This is a genomic window from Synechococcus sp. A18-25c (genome assembly GCF_014280035.1).
Classification (GTDB): Bacteria; Cyanobacteriota; Cyanobacteriia; order PCC-6307; family Cyanobiaceae; genus Synechococcus_C.
The window spans coordinates 515,791-533,561 of record NZ_CP047957.1 but is presented as its reverse complement, the minus strand read 5'-3'; the positions used below and the strand labels follow the sequence as shown (position 1 = coordinate 533,561).

Annotated in this window: 15 protein-coding genes, 2 tRNA genes and 3 rRNA genes; 10 read left to right on the top strand and 10 right to left on the bottom strand. The window is 56.0% G+C overall.

All coding sequences use genetic code 11. From position 1 onward, the window contains the following. Positions 1 to 101 precede the first annotated feature (101 nt). Positions 102 to 278 (top strand): hypothetical protein, encoded by a 177-nt coding sequence (locus SynA1825c_RS13495; RefSeq protein WP_222930021.1) that lies wholly within the window; start codon positions 102 to 104, stop codon positions 276 to 278. A 7-nt stretch (positions 279 to 285) separates the two neighbouring features. On the opposite strand, the gene SynA1825c_RS02745 is transcribed toward SynA1825c_RS13495, so the two are convergent. Further along, positions 286 to 1,383, bottom strand: a complete 1,098-nt coding sequence (locus SynA1825c_RS02745) for a trypsin-like peptidase domain-containing protein (RefSeq protein ID WP_186470976.1) — start codon at positions 1,381 to 1,383, stop codon at positions 286 to 288. A gap of 267 nt (positions 1,384 to 1,650) precedes the next feature. Here SynA1825c_RS02745 and SynA1825c_RS02740 point away from each other — a divergent pair, with 267 nt between their 5' ends. The 8 genes from SynA1825c_RS02740 (at position 1,651) to SynA1825c_RS02705 (ending at position 7,452) form a co-directional block, all read left to right on the top strand. Then, complete coding sequence (locus SynA1825c_RS02740; RefSeq protein WP_186470975.1) at positions 1,651 to 1,914, top strand: DUF2973 domain-containing protein; 264 nt, start codon at positions 1,651 to 1,653, stop codon at positions 1,912 to 1,914. Positions 1,915 to 1,970: 56 nt separating this feature from the next. Then, positions 1,971 to 2,354 (top strand): hypothetical protein, encoded by a 384-nt coding sequence (locus tag SynA1825c_RS02735; RefSeq protein WP_186470175.1) that lies wholly within the window; start codon positions 1,971 to 1,973, stop codon positions 2,352 to 2,354. A 226-nt stretch (positions 2,355 to 2,580) separates the two neighbouring features. Continuing rightward, the gene (gene hrpB, locus SynA1825c_RS02730) at positions 2,581 to 5,109 is read left to right on the top strand and encodes an ATP-dependent helicase HrpB (RefSeq protein ID WP_186470174.1); all 2,529 of its coding nucleotides are present in this window, start codon (positions 2,581 to 2,583) and stop codon (positions 5,107 to 5,109) included. A gap of 69 nt (positions 5,110 to 5,178) precedes the next feature. Then, a complete protein-coding gene (locus SynA1825c_RS02725) occupies positions 5,179 to 5,322 on the top strand; it encodes a chlorophyll a/b-binding protein (RefSeq protein ID WP_186470173.1) in 144 nt (47 codons plus the stop codon). Positions 5,323 to 5,433: 111 nt separating this feature from the next. Further along, on the top strand, positions 5,434 to 5,616 hold the full coding sequence (locus SynA1825c_RS02720; protein WP_255478504.1) for a hypothetical protein: 183 nt from the start codon (positions 5,434 to 5,436) through the stop codon (positions 5,614 to 5,616). Next, positions 5,606 to 6,778 carry an exodeoxyribonuclease VII large subunit gene (xseA, locus tag SynA1825c_RS02715; protein WP_186470974.1) on the top strand — a complete coding sequence of 391 codons (1,173 nt, stop codon included), beginning with the start codon at positions 5,606 to 5,608 and terminating at the stop codon, positions 6,776 to 6,778. Before SynA1825c_RS02720 ends, xseA begins: the two co-directional genes overlap by 11 nt. A 43-nt stretch (positions 6,779 to 6,821) precedes the next feature. After that, the gene (xseB, locus tag SynA1825c_RS02710) at positions 6,822 to 7,103 is read left to right on the top strand and encodes an exodeoxyribonuclease VII small subunit (protein ID WP_186470171.1); all 282 of its coding nucleotides are present in this window, start codon (positions 6,822 to 6,824) and stop codon (positions 7,101 to 7,103) included. Further along, the gene (locus SynA1825c_RS02705; RefSeq protein WP_186470170.1) at positions 7,096 to 7,452 is read left to right on the top strand and encodes a DUF2834 domain-containing protein; all 357 of its coding nucleotides are present in this window, start codon (positions 7,096 to 7,098) and stop codon (positions 7,450 to 7,452) included. The genes xseB and SynA1825c_RS02705 overlap by 8 nt, the downstream gene beginning before the upstream one ends. An 11-nt stretch (positions 7,453 to 7,463) precedes the next feature. On the opposite strand, the gene SynA1825c_RS02700 is transcribed toward SynA1825c_RS02705, so the two are convergent. The 7 genes from SynA1825c_RS02700 to SynA1825c_RS02670 form a co-directional block, all read right to left on the bottom strand. Further along, entirely contained in the window at positions 7,464 to 7,814 is a 351-nt protein-coding gene (locus SynA1825c_RS02700) for a hypothetical protein (RefSeq protein WP_186470169.1), read from the bottom strand. 47 nt (positions 7,815 to 7,861) lie between these two features. Beyond that, the gene (locus SynA1825c_RS02695) at positions 7,862 to 8,800 is read right to left on the bottom strand and encodes a YihY/virulence factor BrkB family protein (RefSeq protein ID WP_186470973.1); all 939 of its coding nucleotides are present in this window, start codon (positions 8,798 to 8,800) and stop codon (positions 7,862 to 7,864) included. 112 nt (positions 8,801 to 8,912) lie between these two features. After that, a 5S ribosomal RNA gene (gene rrf, locus SynA1825c_RS02690) occupies positions 8,913 to 9,029 on the bottom strand. A 115-nt stretch (positions 9,030 to 9,144) separates the two neighbouring features. After that, positions 9,145 to 12,010 (bottom strand): 23S ribosomal RNA (locus SynA1825c_RS02685). 389 nt (positions 12,011 to 12,399) lie between these two features. After that, a tRNA-Ala gene (locus SynA1825c_RS02680) sits at positions 12,400 to 12,472 on the bottom strand. Positions 12,473 to 12,481: 9 nt separating this feature from the next. Beyond that, positions 12,482 to 12,555: transfer RNA gene (locus tag SynA1825c_RS02675), tRNA-Ile, on the bottom strand. 187 nt (positions 12,556 to 12,742) lie between these two features. Further along, positions 12,743 to 14,227, bottom strand: a 16S ribosomal RNA gene (locus tag SynA1825c_RS02670). Together the 16S, 23S and 5S rRNA genes with 2 tRNA genes alongside form the textbook arrangement of a ribosomal RNA operon. Before the next feature lie 668 nt (positions 14,228 to 14,895). Between SynA1825c_RS02670 and SynA1825c_RS02665 the strand changes: the two genes are divergently transcribed. Then, entirely contained in the window at positions 14,896 to 16,368 is a 1,473-nt protein-coding gene (locus tag SynA1825c_RS02665) for a glycoside hydrolase 100 family protein (protein ID WP_186470168.1), read from the top strand. Between the two features lie 131 nt (positions 16,369 to 16,499). On the opposite strand, the gene petD is transcribed toward SynA1825c_RS02665, so the two are convergent. Together petD and petB are read right to left on the bottom strand one after the other, a co-directional pair. Next, positions 16,500 to 16,982 (bottom strand): cytochrome b6-f complex subunit IV, encoded by a 483-nt coding sequence (gene petD, locus SynA1825c_RS02660; protein ID WP_186470167.1) that lies wholly within the window; start codon positions 16,980 to 16,982, stop codon positions 16,500 to 16,502. A 75-nt stretch (positions 16,983 to 17,057) separates the two neighbouring features. Beyond that, positions 17,058 to 17,714: a cytochrome b6 gene (gene petB, locus SynA1825c_RS02655; protein WP_186470166.1), complete on the bottom strand. Its 657-nt coding sequence runs from the start codon at positions 17,712 to 17,714 to the stop codon at positions 17,058 to 17,060. Positions 17,715 to 17,771: the final 57 nt, after the last annotated feature.

Genomic DNA, 17,771 nt, shown 5'->3' with positions numbered 1-17,771 from the left:
ACCGCCAAAACGAATCTTCACGAACATTTAGGCAGGAAGACTTATTTGTCTTTACCGCTCCAGAACGTCTGCATAAGCTGACATCACTGAGGGAGCCGAACATGACATCCATAGGAAGAATCAACGTCAGCAGCCAGCCTCAGCCAAGCGACGCAGACCATGAGCAGACATGGGATGCCGTCGAAACCTATTTCGAATGCATCACGACATGCTCCCTCGATGATGGGGAGTGCATCACACGCTGTGTGGAACAGCTGCGTGAATCCGAAGACAATTAATACCTGATCAACGCACTTGCAGAGCACGCATTTCCAGGGGGATCACTGTCAAAGGCAAACTCTGTCCCTGACGTCTGATGTCGATGACCAAGGGCTGCCCAACGCCACTGCGATCAATGGCGGTCACCACGTCAGCGGGAGTTCGCACCGGCTCGCCGCCCACTGCCACGATCACATCGTCCACTTGAAGCCCAGCCAAGGCTCCCGGCCCACGGGGCATGACCGAACGCACCACAGCACCTGGAGGGACTGCCTCACCGGGTGTTGGGGCAGGAACCGTTGAAAGTCCGATCCCGACCATGGGGTGACTGGCCCGTCCCTGATTGACCAGTTGCATCGCAATGGTGCGGGCTCGATTAATCGGAATGGCGAATCCCAGACCTGCACCGGGCCCTGAGCGCACCAGGGTGTTGATCCCCACCACTTCACCGGACGCATTGAGAAGCGGGCCGCCTGAATTGCCGGGATTAATCGCTGCATCGGTCTGAATCAAATCCAGACGCTTTCCTTGAATTCCAAGCTGGGACACATTTCTATTGAGGTTGCTGACAATCCCGAGTGTCACGGTGTTTTCCAAACCGAAGGGGTTGCCGACAGCGATGGCCCAGTCACCAACCCGCAGCCTGTCGGAATCTCCCAGAGGGGCGGTTGGCCAGACACCCTGCCCTTTGATCCGGACGACTGCCAGATCCGTGACCGAGTCCTGCCCCACCACCTGACCAGGCACGCGGCGTCCATCCGGAAGCCCCACCATCAGCTGATCGGTGTTTTCCACCACATGAGCGTTCGTTAGTACCAGACCCTGACGGTCGAAAATCACACCACTGCCTTGTCCACGCTCCACCCGTGAACGAGAGGCCTGAGGAACTTGCAGTCCGAAAAACCGCCGAAAAAACGGATCTTTCAACATTCCCTGGGGCAGCCCCGACACACCCGCAGTGCGCACCGTTCGCGAGGTTTCCAAGGTGACCACAGCGGGACCACTGCGGGCGACGGCTTCGGCCACGAAGGAACGTGGCATGCGTTCCACAGATTCACTCGGCGCCGCCAAAACGTTGCGCCCTGGCAAGGCGATCACATCTGGAGCAAGCAGCGTGAGTCCCATCACCAAGGGCAAGGCAGTGCGGCAACGCCACCACGTTGAACCGGAGATCTGAGGCAGTTGACGGGATGTCACAACCATGGCGAGGGCAACGACGTGCTTCCTGGATCAGACCGTAAGCAGATGTTGCTGATCAGCACAGGGTGAATTGCCCACCTTTCCATGACCAGATGCAACCGCTGCCCCCTCCTGAGGCAGCAAAAACCGCCTCGCCATGGTGATGATGGTGGTTGTCAACGTCTACCCCAGACAGCCCATCGCAGCCACTCCATGCTCAGCAGCCTCTTCCCTCTGATTTACGGCCTGGTCTTCATCGTGTTGCTCTGGCAGGCTTTCCAAGTGATGGGACGTGGCTTCAGTGCAGCGGGAAAACCCTTGGGCACTCCCGACTCGGGCAAGGACCGCACCGGGAAGGTGACCATTCATCCCGAGCTGCTCGACGGCGATGGACGTCTGACCGAAGAGGACCTACTGACTGTTCGATTCAGTGGCGATGAAGAGAGCGGTGAGTCGAGCACCCGTCCCGGTGAATAAGTTGGGAAAGGAAGCTGTCAGTCAGCTCGTCACGGACTCATAGGGAGAACCTTCTGGTGGATCAAAGAACACGGGTCGTAGCTGCAGTGATCAAATCCGTGAAACTGCCTCCTCGCTTCCGCTTGCGCTTACTCAAAGAAGACCCCGTTCGCCTGGAGCTCAGCCTGACTCCCGCCTACGGGAAAGATCCAATTCAAGTTGGATTGGTGGAATCATTGGATCTGGTGGCACGCCGGGACCGGGAAGGGCGCATCCCCAGAGACCTCCAGGGCACATGGGATTGGACCGTGCGTCATGGGCAGGTCAGCACCGGCGGCTGGAATCCATACCTCAAAGAAGCCCTGCAAACCATGTTCGAGACAGGACTCCCGGCCATTGTTTACGAAGAACTCACCGGTGAGGACTACCACCCAGTGGATGGTGCCCGGCACGTTCGCTGAGTTCTGTACTGGTGTTGACGGAGATGTGAAGCCGTGCGAACTGATACGGCGCACGGCAAGCGAGGAGAGCTAAAACAAAGTCACTCCGGCCTTTAAGGTTTTCTTTATGGCCACACTGCGTTTCCGGTTTGCTCCCTTGGTTCGCTTGCTCGCCGCCATGGGTGCGCTTAGCAGCATTTTGTTGCTGGGATTGCTCAATCTGTTCAGCTGACGCCGAACGTCAACGTTGAGTGTTTTCCCGATCGATCCGTTGCTTCCGGAGCTTTGTGCTCGGCTGCTCGACGCTGGGACCCTGATCCTTCAGGCACCACCGGGTGCTGGTAAAACGACGCGGGTGCCTCTCGCCTTAATGGGGGAGTTGGGGGCAACGTCCTGCCTGAAAGGGCGCATCTTATTGATCGAACCTCGCCGGCTCGCAGCACGCGCTGCTGCAGCGAGGCTGGCCCAGTCCATCGGCGAACCGCTCGGACATCGGGTGGGCTACTCCGTGCGCAATGAGCAGAAACGATCCGCCTACACCCATGTTGAAGCGATCACGGACGGGCTGTTTCTGAGACGCCTGCAGTCTCAACCGGACCTACCTGGCGTGGACTGCGTGATTTTCGATGAGTTCCACGAACGCCGGCGTGATAGCGACGTGGCTCTTGCACTGCTGCGGGAATCCCGGCGCATCCTGCGACCTGATCTCAAAGTGCTGCTGATGTCAGCCACGTTGCAGATTCAGGAGCTGGCCTCACAGCTGGATGATGCGGAGAGCCTGACCAGCGAAGGCCGCGCCTACCCCGTCGAGCTTCGTCACTGTCCGAAACGAGAGCGGGAGACCCAGGAACAGCATGTTCTTCGTGCAGTCGAAGAAGAGCTCCAGGGTCTAGAGAAGCAGAGGAGTGCCAACAGTTCGCCCCCTGGCGTCCTGGTATTCCTCCCAGGGATCCGCGAAATTGAACGCTGCAGGCAGCGGTTGCTGACTGCCCCAAGCCTGAAGAACTGGGACATACGGCCACTGCATGGCCAGATGCCGCTAAAGCAACAGAACGAGGTCTTAAGCCCCTGCGATGGATGCTGGAGCGGCCGCATCGTGCTGGCGACCTCGATTGCAGAAAGTTCACTCACCCTGGATGGCATCCGGCTGGTCATTGACACAGGCCTGAGTCGCCACACGCGCTTTGACCCGGGCACCGGCATGGAAGGGCTCGTCACGGTTCCTGCAAGCTTGGCCAGCGCCGAGCAACGTTGCGGGCGTGCAGGTCGCCAGGCCCCTGGACGTTGCGTGAGGCTCTGGTCAGCAGCGGAACATCAACGCCGTCCGTTGCAAGATCGGCCTGAATTGCAGCGTGCTGATCCGCAACCCACTGTTCTCGACCTCGCTCAGTGGGGCGCAGGACTCGGCGAAGACCTGCCATGGCTGGAAGCACCGCCTCGCGCGTTGTTGGAGGAAGGACAGCAGCAGCTGAAACAGCTTGGACTGCTCAACAGCGCAGGACAGATCACAACTGACGGTCGGCGCGTCGCGGGGTTCGGCATGCACCCACGCCTCGGACGGATGCTGCTGCAGGCCAAACGCTGGGGGGTCGAGCCTCTGGCTTGCGACTTAGCCGCACTGCTAAGCGAACGGGACGCATCAGAGTTCCGCAATATTGGCGCCGACCTCAGCCAGCGCCTCCGGTCGCTCCGAACACCCCATCGGGCCTATGGACTCAGCACCATCCGCCAGCAGAGCCGCCAATGGCAGCGACAGCTGAAACAGGTGGATTTGGAGACCGAGGGAACCCTCCTCGACGAACCGACCGATCTCGCCATGGCCTGGCTGATTGCAACCGCGTTCCCCGAGTGGCTGGCCATGGCACGACCCGGACGCGTCGGTGCCTTTGTGCTCCAGCAGGGGCGTGGGGCCATGCTGCCGGAGAGCGATCCGCTCAGCACCTGTGCAGCACTGGCCGTCGCCCAACTCGACCTCAAGGACCGTGATGCGCGCATTCGGATCGCTGTTCCCCTTGGCCGCTCCACGCTGCAGGCCATGGCCGAGGAAGCTGGCGAGTGGAAGGACCAGGTGATCTGGGATGAGAAGCAGCAGAAAATCCGCGCTGAACGGGTGCTGAACCTGGGGGCGCTTGAGCTGCAGCGACAACAACTTCCACGTCCATCCTCTGACTTGGTGAGTGAGGTGCTCTTGACACGACTGCGCGAGAGCGGGCTCGACCTGCTGCCTTGGGATGACCGTTGCGAGCAGCTGCGTCGTCGCTTGCAGTTGGCCCATCGCCGTCTTGGACCGCCGTGGCCGAACCGCAGCCGTCAGAGGCTGCAGGAAGTTCCTGAGGACTGGATCCTCGAGGCGAGCCTGAGCTGTTCCAGCTGGACAGAGCTGGAGAGCCCGACCTTGCAGGAAGCACTGTGGGGAAGTCTCAGCTGGCCGGAGCGGCGCGAATTGGATCGTCTCCTCCCTGAGCGACTCACGATTCCCAGCGGCCGCAACGCACCCCTCCACTACAGCGAGGAGGAGGTGATCCTCGCGGTAAAGCTGCAGGAAATGTTTGGCTGCGCCGAAGGACCTGTCCTGCTGGACGGCGACTTGCCCGTCACCCTGGAGCTCCTCTCACCGGCTGGTCGCCCACTGCAACGAACCCGCGATCTCAGAGGTTTCTGGGATGGCAGCTACAACGATGTTCGCCGGGAAATGCGTGGCCGCTACCCGAAACACCCATGGCCAGAATCACCCATGACTGCTGTCCCGACCGCTAAGACTAAAAAAGCTCTCTGATGTCGCCATTACGACAGGCAACAAAACTCCATTCTTTGTTACATTGGTACTAGTCACGGATCTTCACCCATGTCTGAAAACGCCTCCCGCTTTGGCTTCGTCAACTTCGCTGAAACCTGGAACGGCCGCATGGCCATGCTGGGCTTCGTCATCGGCCTCGGAACCGAGCTGCTGACCGGCCAAGGCATCCTGTCTCAGATCGGCCTCGGCTGATTCAATTGCATCAAGCTCTAGGGGCTCATGCCTCATCGAATTAGCCCCGTGGTATTCCATCGGGGCTTTTTTCGTGGCCTGTCGTTGCGAGAGAGTATGCCTAGTCGATCTTTGTCCTTGCTCCCCTTCTTCGCCGGCAATCGCCGCGATGGTGCCAGGCTGCTGAGCAGTGCACTGGTCTTCCTGACCATCGGGATGACCCAGCTTGACCAGCGCTGGGGCCAAGTTCTATCCCTGATCGCAAGCATGGTCTGCCTTTACTGGGGTGTCGCGTATCGCCGCCTTGATCGCTGACACCATTCCTAGTTACTCCGTTCAGGAGCTAAATCAAGCCATTGGAGCCTTGCTGGAGCGTGGATTCGCACCACGGTTCCTGGTTCAAGGCACTGCCTCCCGCCCACAGGTCAAAAAAGGGCATCTCTGGCTGAATCTCACAGATGGAGACGCCACGATCACCGTCGTTTGCTGGTCTTCACGACTGAAACAGCTCGACTTTGTTCCGACAGACGGTGAGGGAATCACGGTGGTCGGCAAAATCAATTTCTGGGCAGCCCGAGCCTCTCTTGCCGTCCAAGCCGTCGACATTCGGCCAAGCCTGAGCACCGTTGAACGTCGATTTGAAACTGTCAAAGCACTGCTGACGCAGGAAGGCTTGATCGACCCAAGCCGAAGCCGTCTTTTACCAGCTCAGCCGAAACGGATCGCCGTGCTCACAAGCGTTCCGAGCTCAGCCCTTGCCGACATGTTGCGCACGGCCAGAGACCGTTGGCCGCTCACGGAGCTGTTGGTGGTGCCCATTCCAGTGCAAGGCGCCGTGGCCGACACGATCTGCCATGCCATCGATCAACTCACAGCGGCCCACAAAGCGCTGAAGCTGGATGCTCTTGTGCTGGCACGGGGTGGAGGCAGCAGAGAGGATCTGATGGTGTTTGACGATGAGCAGGTGTGTCGGGCTTTGGCTCACTGTCCATGCCCTGTTGTGACCGGTCTTGGACACGAAGATGACCTGACGGTGGCCGACCTCGTCGCTGATCACCGTGCGGCCACGCCAACCGCCGCGATGGTGAGTCTTCTCCCCAGCCGAACCACGGTGCTGCAGACCTTGCAGCAGCAGCGTCTACGGCTGCGACAGCAGCAGAGCTGGCGTCTACTAAGCGAACAGGAGCGACTCCATCAACGCAGCCAGACCCTCAGCAGTCTTCAGCCAAAAGCGCTGTTGAGCCAGCGGCGCGCACAGCTGACACAGCGAGAGCAACTGCTAAACGCCTTAAATCCGGATCGCTGGTTGAGCCGTGGGTTTGCCAAGGTAATGCGTGCTGACGGATCGTTGCTCCAATCCACAAGCCATGCGCGCCCAGGGGACGATCTCATTGTTCAGGTGCACGATGGCCTCCTCGAGGTCAATGTCACGACGGTTAAGACTTCAAGCTCAAGGCGAATGCTTCACCGTTTATGACCGAGGCAACCTCTAACTACCCACATCCTGACGGTTGTGTTTGATGCCCAAGAAATCCAAATCCACCAACAACGACTTGGCCGCCACATGGACCAAGGAAGCTCAAGCGCTGACCTATGAGGAAGCCTTTCAGGCTCTCGACCTCCTGCTGGTGAAACTTCAAGACGACTCCTTACCCTTGTCGGATCTTCAGAGCAGCCATCAGCGTGCAGAGATCTATCTGCAACGCTGCCAAGCCCTGTTGAGCGATGTGGAGCAAAGCGTTTTGGAACTCAATCCGGATACGTTGGAAACCCAACCTCTTGAGCAACAACAGGATGCGTAGCGCTTTGACCTGGAGCTATCTCGCTCTTGCTTTGCTGGGAGCGATCTTGCCTTGGCAAGCGAATCTGGAGTTCATGCAAGCGGCCGCAAGCCCAGGATTTGACTTACCAAGCTTCATCCATGACGCCAATCTGACGGCCGCTTCACGATCCCTGAGTCGAGATCTCCTGATTGCAGCATCAGCGTTCACGATTTGGATCGGCGTCGAAGGGCGACGTCTTCAAGTGCGTGGATGGTGGATGACATTGATCTTGTGTGTGACGGTGTCATTTGCTTGCGGCGGACCCTTGTTCTTGCACCTGCGTGAACGTCGGCTGCAAGAACTCGACGCAGCCGAAACAGCGAACTGAACAGAGCGACATCAAGACTCCACGTCTTCAGCTGTGATGTCGATCGTGGCGGAGCTGGCGGGTGTTGAGACAGCATCAACGCTGGCAGCACCGTCACTTGAACGGTTGGGAATCGGCATGGCGCTGCCACAGACGGGGCAAGTTGGTGAACGCTGCAAGGTTGCCGCGCCGCAGGCAGGGCAAACCTGCATCCTGCTTTGGATCAACTTCCAGCCAATCCATCCCAAGCCTCCGAGAAGGAGAGGCAGAGCCAGCACAACCAGCGCGAGCCCGCCCAACACATCGATCAGCGCGCGACCAGCGGCTGTGGGCAACAACAACAGCAAAGCGAGCAGCCAAATCAGCGGAGACACGCGACCCATGCCAATTCACTCCTTCAAAGGCTTGGTGACATGATCATCGATTGACGTCAGTTTTGGCTGAGCTTGAGGAGCGGATCACCGTCCTTATTCTTTCGCATGTTGGCCAACTCAACACTCCAACACTGTCCGAAATAAATCACAACGCCAACCATCCAGACCCACAAGGTCAAAACCAGTACACCTCCAATCACTCCATACGCTTGAAATCGAGCACCCAGCGACAAAATGCTTCGGCTGACAGCCAGATTCAACATTGTCAAAAGAAAGCCAATCAACAACGAACCAGGAATCAGTGGAGAGAAGGGCACACGTCGACTTGGCAAAAGAAATTGCAAAAGCAATGCCATCGCCGAAAAACCCACAAAAGGAATCAATAGGCGACCAAACTGGAGCACAGGAATGTCCGAAAGCAGATCTCCGAGCCAAGGCAAAGATTGCCCTAGCTCAGTCATCAGTGCTGCAGGCAACATCCGCAGATTGGCGCTGATCTGATCAATAACAACAAGCACTCCAACCAGGATGACGACAAAAAAAGCTTCGATTCTGACGCGTACGAATTGATAAGCCTGTGCACCGAGTGGCAACGCATTGGGAAGAGGTTGCAGCACATCACTCCACAAACGATCAGCCCCGCGTTGCAACGTGAGATAAGCATTACCAGCTGTCACAAGCAGCACACCGGCGCCAAGCAATCCAGCTCCGAAGCCTTGCTGCACCAACTTCTCCGTAGTTTGTTTCACGATAGAGACGGCCGTAGGAGGCAACAAACCACTGGCATAACTAATAATTTGATCATCCAAATTCTGCTGGCGACCAAGCAGCCAAGATGCCACAGATAACGTAATCAGAAGGATCGGAAAAATCGACTGCAAGGTGTAATACGCAAACGCCGCACTGAGATCCACACAGTCAGCATCAGCCCACCGGAGATAAGCCTTCCAAAGAGATCGAACGAATCGACGAATCAGTAGCCTTTTTTTAGGCATGAATTCGCTCAAACCTAGAAACCTCAACTCAAACTAGCGCGTTGAGGCACAAAAAAAGCCACCCCACAGCGGGATGGCTTTCTTTGGATCACGTCCGTGATCAGAATGTTTTACCTGGCATCGAGCTATTTTCTCAGGGGGCTACCCCCCAAATATCGTCGCCGCTGCTGCGTTTCACAACCGAGTTCGAGATGGATCGGAGTGGGACCACAGCGCCATGGACACCAGGATAGAAAACATTCCCAAGGTTGAACCCTGAGAACTGCATAGGTCATCACCCTCCACTTTCGCTTCAGATGATGGTCTCGATTGAATAAAACTTGCCTCAGACAAGAGCCAAATGAATGGTCAAGCCCTCGGTCTATTAGTACTCCTCCGCTGCATCCATTGCTGGACTTCCACGTAGAGCCTATCAACGGGTGTTCTTCCCGTGACCTTACTGGGTTACCCCATGGGAATACTCATCTTGAGGTGGGCTTCCCACTTAGATGCTTTCAGCGGTTATCCACTCCGCACATGGCTACCCAGCGTTTACCGTTGGCACGATAACTGGTACACCAGAGGTGCGTTCCTCCCGGTCCTCTCGTACTAGGGAGAAATCCTCTCAATATTCCTACGCATACACCGGATATGGACCGAACTGTCTCACGACGTTCTGAACCCAGCTCGCGTACCGCTTTAATGGGCGAACAGCCCAACCCTTGGGACCGACTTCAGCCCCAGGTTGCGATGAGCCGACATCGAGGTGCCAAACCTCCCCGTCGATGTGAACTCTTGGGGGAGATCAGCCTGTTATCCCTAGAGTAACTTTTATCCGTTGAGCGACGGCCCTTCCACTCAGAACCGTCGGATCACTAAAGCCGACTTTCGTCCCTGTTCGACTTGTAGGTCTCACAGTCAAGCTTCCTTCTGCTTTTGCACTCGTCGGCTGATTTCCAACCAGCCTGAGGAAACCTTTGCGCGCCTCCGTTACCTTTTAGGAGGCGACCGCCCCAGTCAAACTGCCCACCTGATACTGTCCGCTCCCCGGATAACGGGTGAACGTTAGAACCCTAGCTCTGAAAGAGTGGTATCTCACCATTGACTCCCTCGTACCCACAAGCACGAGATCAACGTCTCCCACCTATCCTGCGCATTCAGAGCCCGGGCACAATACCAAGCTACAGTAAAGCTTCATAGGGTCTTTCTGTCCGGGTGTATGTAGTCCGCATCTTCACAGACAATTCTATTTCGCCGAGCCTCTCTCCGAGACAGCGCCCTGATCGTTACGCCTTTCGTGCGGGTCGGAACTTACCCGACAAGGAATTTCGCTACCTTAGGACCGTTATAGTTACGGCCGCCGTTCACCGGGGCTTCAGTCGCCAGCTTCGCTTACGCTGACCGGCTTCCTTAACCTTCCGGCACTGGGCAGGCGTCAGCCCCCATACATCGTCTTGCGACTTAGCGGAGACCTGTGTTTTTGGTAAACAGTCGCCAGGGCCTCTTCACTGCGACCACCTTGCGGTGGCACCCCTTCTCCCGAAGTTACGGGGCCATTTTGCCGAGTTCCTTAGAGAGAGTTACCTCGCGCACCTCGGTATTCTCTACCACCCCACCTGTGTCGGTTTCGGGTACTGGCAGTTATGCCTTAACGGGTATAGAGCTTTTCTTGGAAGCTTGACATCACCAACTTCGCTGCCGTAGCAGCTCGTACTCACGCCTCAGCTCGGAACGTTTTCGCCGCTCCTCAACGCCTTGAACGCTTGAACCAGTAACCAACATCTGGCTTGGCTAGCCTTCTCCGTCCCTCTTCCCAAAACATAACCGGTACAGGAATGTTGACCTGTTATCCATCGACTACGCCTTTCGGCCTCGCCTTAGGTCCAGACTAACCCTCCGCGGACGAGCCTGCCGGAGGAACCCTTAGGGTTTCGGTGCATGGGATTCTCACCCATGTTTTCGCTACTCAAGCCGACATTCTCACTTCTATGCAGTCCACGCCCGCTCACGCTAACGCTTCGCCCCACATAGAACGCTCCCCTACCATAAATCCGCAGCTTCGGTACAACACTTAGCCCCGTTCATTTTCGGCGCAGGATCGCTCGACCAGTGAGCTATTACGCACTCCTTTGAGGATGGCTGCTTCTAGGCAAACCTCCTGGTTGTCTGGGCAATCCCACCTCCTTTATCACTTAGTGTTGATTTGGGGACCTTAGCTGGCGGTCTGGGCTGTTTCCCTCTCGACCATGGAGCTTATCCCCCACAGTCTGACTGCCTCGCTACACACAGGGTATTCAGAGTTCATCTCGATTTGGTACCGCTCTCGCAGCCCGCACCGAAATGGTGGCTTTACCCCCCTGCTGGAGCACGAGACGCTACGCCTCAACGTATTTCGGGGAGAACCAGCTAGCTCCGGGTTCGATTGGCATTTCACCCCTAACCACAGCTCATCCGCTGATTTTTCAACATCAGTCGGTTCGGACCTCCACTTGGTATCACCCAAGCTTCATCCTGGCCATGGTTAGATCACCCGGGTTCGGGTCTATAAACACTGACAAACGCCCTATTCAGACTCGCTTTCGCTATGGCTCCACCATTTCCGGTTTAACCCGCCAGTGCCTATAAGTCGCCGGCTCATTCTTCAACAGGCACACGGTCACCCTATGAGTAGGGCTCCCATTGCTTGTAAGCTCACGGTTTCATGTTCTATTTCACTCCCCTCCCGGGGTTCTTTTCACCTTTCCCTCGCGGTACTGTTTCGCTATCGGTCACACAGGAGTACTTAGCCTTACGAGGTGGTCCTCGCAGATTCACACGGAATTTCACGTGCTCCGTGCTACTCGGGATACAGCTAGGTCAGTTCAGTTTTCGTGTACGGGGCTTTCACCCTCTGTGGCGTGTCTTTCAAACACTTCCACTAACATTCCTTTTCCACATTGCTGTCCCACAACCCCGATAGTCGAAACTATCGGTTTAGGCTCTTCCCCGTTCGCTCGCCGCTACTTAGGGAGTCGTTTTTACTTTCCTTTCCTCCAGCTACTAAGATGTTTCAGTTCGCTGGGTTGGCTCGCACCAGCCTATGGATTCAGCTGGCCGTATTAAGGGTTGCCCCATTCGGAAATTCCCGGATCAAAGCGTGTTTCCAGCTCCCCGAGACTTATCGCAGGTAACCACGTCCTTCATCGCCTCTGTGTGCCAAGGTATCCACCGTGAGCCCTTTGTAGCTTGACCATATAATCTCCAACACGCTTGCCGTCGTTGAAACGGATTCTCACTGATTTATTACTAAATCAATAATCAAACTCCTGATTGCTCGACACAATCAGAAGAACGTGATGGAGTCTCGGCTCTTGCTCAAGAATTGACATCATTCATCAAAGAATGATGCATCCATGAGAGATGCTTTATTCTTTCCAGACTCACCTATGCAGTTGTCAAGGTTCTGCTAGACATCAAACTGATCGCTCAGTTCGAGCCCAGCATCTTATCAACCAAATTCAAAGCAAACACTCATCATTTGGAATGACAGGAAGCTGAGTTCATGCCAGCGGACACATCTAAATCACACACCTACGAGTTCACCTTCCACTGTTCAGAAGATGGAGATTAAGTTCGGTCAGTGGAGGTTAGGAGACTCGAACTCCTGACATCCTGCTTGCAAAGCAGGCGCTCTACCAACTGAGCTAAACCCCCAACACCGAATGGGCCATCCTGGACTTGAACCAGGGACCTCACCCTTATCAGGGGTGCGCTCTAACCACCTGAGCTAATGGCCCAGGAAGACTCAACCCTTGTGGGGTGTGACCTAGACAAAGTTTAGGAACTGAACATCTCCTTCAGTCTCTTGATGATTACTCATCAATCACTGCTCTTAATGCTGAGGTACCGATCGACCTAAGGTGACAGGATTTCGGCCTAAGAATAAAAGTACTCAGGCATCAAAATCATTGTGTTGTCTCCCTGTTAGGAGGTGATCCAGCCGCACCTTCCGGTACGGCTACCTTGTTACGACTTCACCCCAGTCATCAGCCCCACCTTCGACGTCCTCCTCCACAAGGGTTGGAGTAACGGCTTCGGGCGTGGCCAACTTCCATGGTGTGACGGGCGGTGTGTACAAGGCCCGGGAACGTATTCACCGCAGTATGCTGACCTGCGATTACTAGCGATTCCTCCTTCACGTAGGCGAGTTGCAGCCTACGATCTGAACTGAGCCACGGTTTATGAGATTTGCTTGTCCTCGCGAACTTGCTGCTCTTTGTCCGTAGCATTGTAGTACGTGTGTAGCCCAGGATGTAAGGGGCATGATGACTTGACGTCATCCACACCTTCCTCCGGTTTATCACCGGCGGTCTCTCTAGAGTGCCCAACTAAATGCTGGCAACTAAAGACGTGGGTTGCGCTCGTTGCGGGACTTAACCCAACATCTCACGACACGAGCTGACGACAGCCATGCACCACCTGTCACTGCGTTCCCGAAGGCACTCTCTCGTTTCCAAGAGATTCGCAGGATGTCAAACCCTGGTAAGGTTCTTCGCGTTGCATCGAATTAAACCACATACTCCACCGCTTGTGCGGGCCCCCGTCAATTCCTTTGAGTTTCACACTTGCGTGCGTACTCCCCAGGCGGAACACTTAACGCGTTGGCTACGACACCGAGGGGGTCGATTCCCCCGACACCTAGTGTTCATCGTTTACGGCCAGGACTACAGGGGTATCTAATCCCTTTCGCTCCCCTGGCTTTCGTCCATGAGCGTCAGTTATGGCCCAGCAGAGCGCCTTCGCCACTGGTGTTCTTCCCGATATCTACGCATTTCACCGCTACACCGGGAATTCCCTCTGCCCCTACCACACTCAAGCCCAACAGTTTCCACTGCCATGATGGAGTTAAGCTCCACGTTTTAACAGCAGACTTGAAGGGCCGCCTGCGGACGCTTTACGCCCAATAATTCCGGATAACGCTTGCCACTCCCGTATTACCGCGGCTGCTGGCACGGAATTAGCCGTGGCTTATTCCTCAAGTACCGTCAGATCTTCTTCCTTGAGAAAAGAGGTTTACAGCCCAGAGGCCTTCATCCCTCACGCGGCGTTGCTCCGTCAGGCTTTCGCCCATTGCGGAAAATTCCCCACTGCTGCCTCCCGTAGGAGTCTGGGCCGTGTCTCAGTCCCAGTGTGGCTGATCATCCTCTCAGACCAGCTACTGATCGATGCCTTGGTGAGCTCTTACCTCACCAACTAGCTAATCAGACGCGGGCTCATCCTCAGGCGAAATTCATTTCACCTCTCGGCATATGGGGTATTAGCGGCCGTTTCCAGCCGTTATCCCCCTCCTGAGGGCAGATTCCCACGCGTTACTCACCCGTCCGCCACTAACCCGAAGGTTCGTTCGACTTGCATGTGTTAAGCACGCCGCCAGCGTTCATCCTGAGCCAGGATCAAACTCTCCGTTGTAGATCATTTCCTCTTAGAAGCTTTCACTTCCTCAAAATGATTTGCGTCACCCATTGCTCAGTTTTCACTGGCAACAGTTGAGGCCTCCTTCCCGCTGACACAGAAAGGGTTCTTAAGAGTGCATCTCTAGATTTCTCTTTCAATGACTTTCCAGGATCTCAGATCCGGTTGTTGCTCAACATCGCGCACACCGACAACTTCAAAGCTCGTGAAAACTTTCAAGTTGCAAGCACGATGCTTCTCTGCAACGAATAATTGTTGACGGGACCTCACACCTTCATCGCTCATTCATCAAAACTGCGACACACATCTCGCGATGCATCTCGCAGACTTTGACGCGATGAAAGCGTCAGTTCCTAAACTTTTCGATTGTCCAGGTTCTGCCTTCGCGCCCCCTCTCAGGAGCGGTTGGCGGTGCGGCCTCCCGGCCGCTTGTAGAACTTACAACACCGTGGGATCGCTCCCTCTTGGCCTCGTAAGCACTTCTAAACACTACAAGCTCGCGCTCTTCACGTTCAGAAGCTGCGCTTCAGGCTTTGGCCTCCCGCGCAGTCCAAAACCATAACCCAACTACTCCCCCACTCGCAACCCCCTCCCCTTTCTCAAGGGTTGCTTCCACTGCCGACATCTGTCGCCATCACTACGTTTCAGATGTATGAAGTGCAGTCATGGCAGGACGGTTCAGCCAGCAAAACCAGCGTGTTCGTCCCAGCTCCAAAGAAGATCAAGTGGTGCAGAAGGCGCGCGAGCACTTCGAGCGGACGCTGGTCCCAGTGAAAGGTCAGCTGGCCGGAAGTGTTGCCGCACTGGAACACCCTCGCCACGACGAAGCAGCCAACTACGGCGAAATCTTCCTGCGGGACAACGTTCCCGTCATGCTGTATCTGCTGACCCAGAAGCGGTTTGACATCGTTCGCCAGTTCCTGAGCATCTGTCTGGATCTGCAAAGCACCACCTATCAGACGCGAGGTGTCTTCCCGACCTCCTTTGTCGAAGAGAAGGGACAGCTGATCGCTGACTACGGACAACGATCAATCGGTCGCATCACATCGGTGGACGCCAGCCTCTGGTGGCCCGTGCTGTGCTGGATGTATGTGAAATCAAGCGGAGACGAAGACTTCGCCTCAAGTCAGGCAGTGCAACGCGGCGTGCAACTGCTTCTGGATCTGGTGCTTCACCCCACCTTTGAAGGCACACCCGTTCTTTTTGTTCCGGACTGTGCCTTCATGATTGATCGACCCATGGATGTCTGGGGAGCTCCATTGGAAGTGGAAGTGCTGCTGTATGGATCGCTGCGCTGCTGCACTCAGCTGATGGAACTGGGGAGAAAGCATCAGGGCAGCCGACTGCTGGATCAACGGCTCGTGCTCACGCGTCAGTGGGTGCACGACCTGCGCCAGTTTCTGCTCAAGCACTACTGGGTCACCAGCAAGACCATGCAGGTGCTGCGTCGCCGTCCGACGGAACAGTACGGAGAAAACCAGCACCAGAATGAATTCAATGTTCAACCCCAGGTGATTCCTGATTGGCTGCAGGACTGGCTGGAAAACCGTGGTGGCTATCTGATCGGCAACATGCGAACCGGCAGACCCGATTTCAGGTTTTACAGCCTTGGCAATTCACTCGGCTGCCTCTTCGGCTTGTTAACAGCGCCTCAGCAACGGGCTCTGTTCAGGCTCACCTTGCACAACCGGGACCATCTCATGGCTGAGATGCCCATGCGGATCTGTCATCCCCCGATGGACAGTCTCGAATGGCAGAACAAGACAGGCTCTGACCCCAAGAACTGGCCATGGAGCTATCACAACGGAGGTCACTGGCCCAGTCTGCTGTGGTTCTTCGGCAGTTCAATCCTTCTCCATGAACGTCGTCACCCCCACGCTGATGTGCTGCTGATGGGGCAGATGAAGGCTCTGCTGGAGGAGTCGTACTGGAGTCATCTCAATCAGCTGCCCAGGCAACAATGGGCGGAATACTTCGATGGACCAACCGGAACATGGGTCGGACAACAGTCCAGGACTTACCAAACCTGGACCATTGTGGGATTTCTGCTTCTCCATCACTTTCTGCGCGTGAAACCCGACGATGTTCTGTTGCTCGATCTGGACGATGGTGCCGTGCCAGAACCAGGGGAGACCTGAAGATCAGAGCGATCGGCCATGGCATCCAACGGGGGAGCCGATGCGGTGAAGTCAGGGCAATCGACATAAAAAAAGCCCGGCAATGGCCAGGCTTTTTGTTGAAAAAGGGATTAGGTCAGCACTGAACCTGATCAGAACAAGCCAAGTGTCAAGGACTTGTCGATAGGGAGAGCTGCGCCGATGCCGAGGTAAATCGTGGTGGCCGTGCCAAAGAGGAACACAGCCATGGCCACGGGGCGGCGGAAAGGGTTTTGAAACTTGTTGAAGCTCTCAATGAAGGGGACCAGCATCAGACCCAGAGGAATCAGCGTTTGCAGAGCAATACCCAGAAGCTTGTTGGGCACGACACGCAGAATCTGGAACACCGGATAGAGATACCACTCGGGAAGAATTTCCAGGGGGGTTGCGAAGGGATCGGCCTTGTCGCCAAGCATGGCCGGATCGAGCACAGCCAAGCCCACGATGCAGGCAATGGTTCCCAAAATCACGACCGGAAAGATATAAAGCAGGTCGTTCGGCCAGGCTGGCTCGCCGTAATAGTTGTGCCCCATGCCCTTGGCGAGCTTGGCGCGCATCTTGGGATCAGAAAGATCCGGCTTCTTGAGAATGTGCATGGATCAAGTGGGTGTTGTTGAAACCTTAAACAGATCAATCAAGCTGAGCACTTGTGACTTAAAGACTGAAACGGATCACAAGGGACCGGAAATGCCCTGCTTCCGAATCATCAGGAAGTGCATGAGCATGAAGACGGCCAGCAACCAAGGCATCACGAAGGTGTGCAGGCTGTAGAAGCGAGTCAAAGTTGACTGACCAACGCTTTCGCCGCCGCGAAGCAGCTCAACCATGAAGTCGCCGATCACAGGGATTGCCGCGGGAACTCCAGACACGATTTTCACAGCCCAGTAACCGACTTGATCCCAGGGGAGTGAATAGCCCGTCACTCCGAAGGACACCGTGATCACAGCCATGGTCACCCCGGTGACCCAGGTGAGCTCACGGGGACGCTTGAAACCGCCCGTGAGGTAGACGCGGAACACGTGGAGGATCAGCATGAGCACCATCATGGAGGCGCTCCAGCGGTGTACCGAACGGATCAACCAGCCAAAGCTCACATCTGTCATCAGGTACTGAACGGAGCTGTAGGCCTCCGCAACAGTGGGCTTGTAATAGAAGGTCATCGCGAACCCTGTCGCGAACTGGATCAGGAAGCACACAAGCGTGATCCCGCCCAGGCAATAAAAGATGTTGACGTGCGGGGGCACGTACTTGCTGCTGATGTCGTCAGCAATGTCCTGAATTTCAAGACGTTCCTGGAACCAGTCGTAGACAGGTGAGGAGTTCGCCATGCAGAGGGGGGCTTGGATTGCGAGAGTCTACCGATGACGTTCCTGTTACGCACCGGG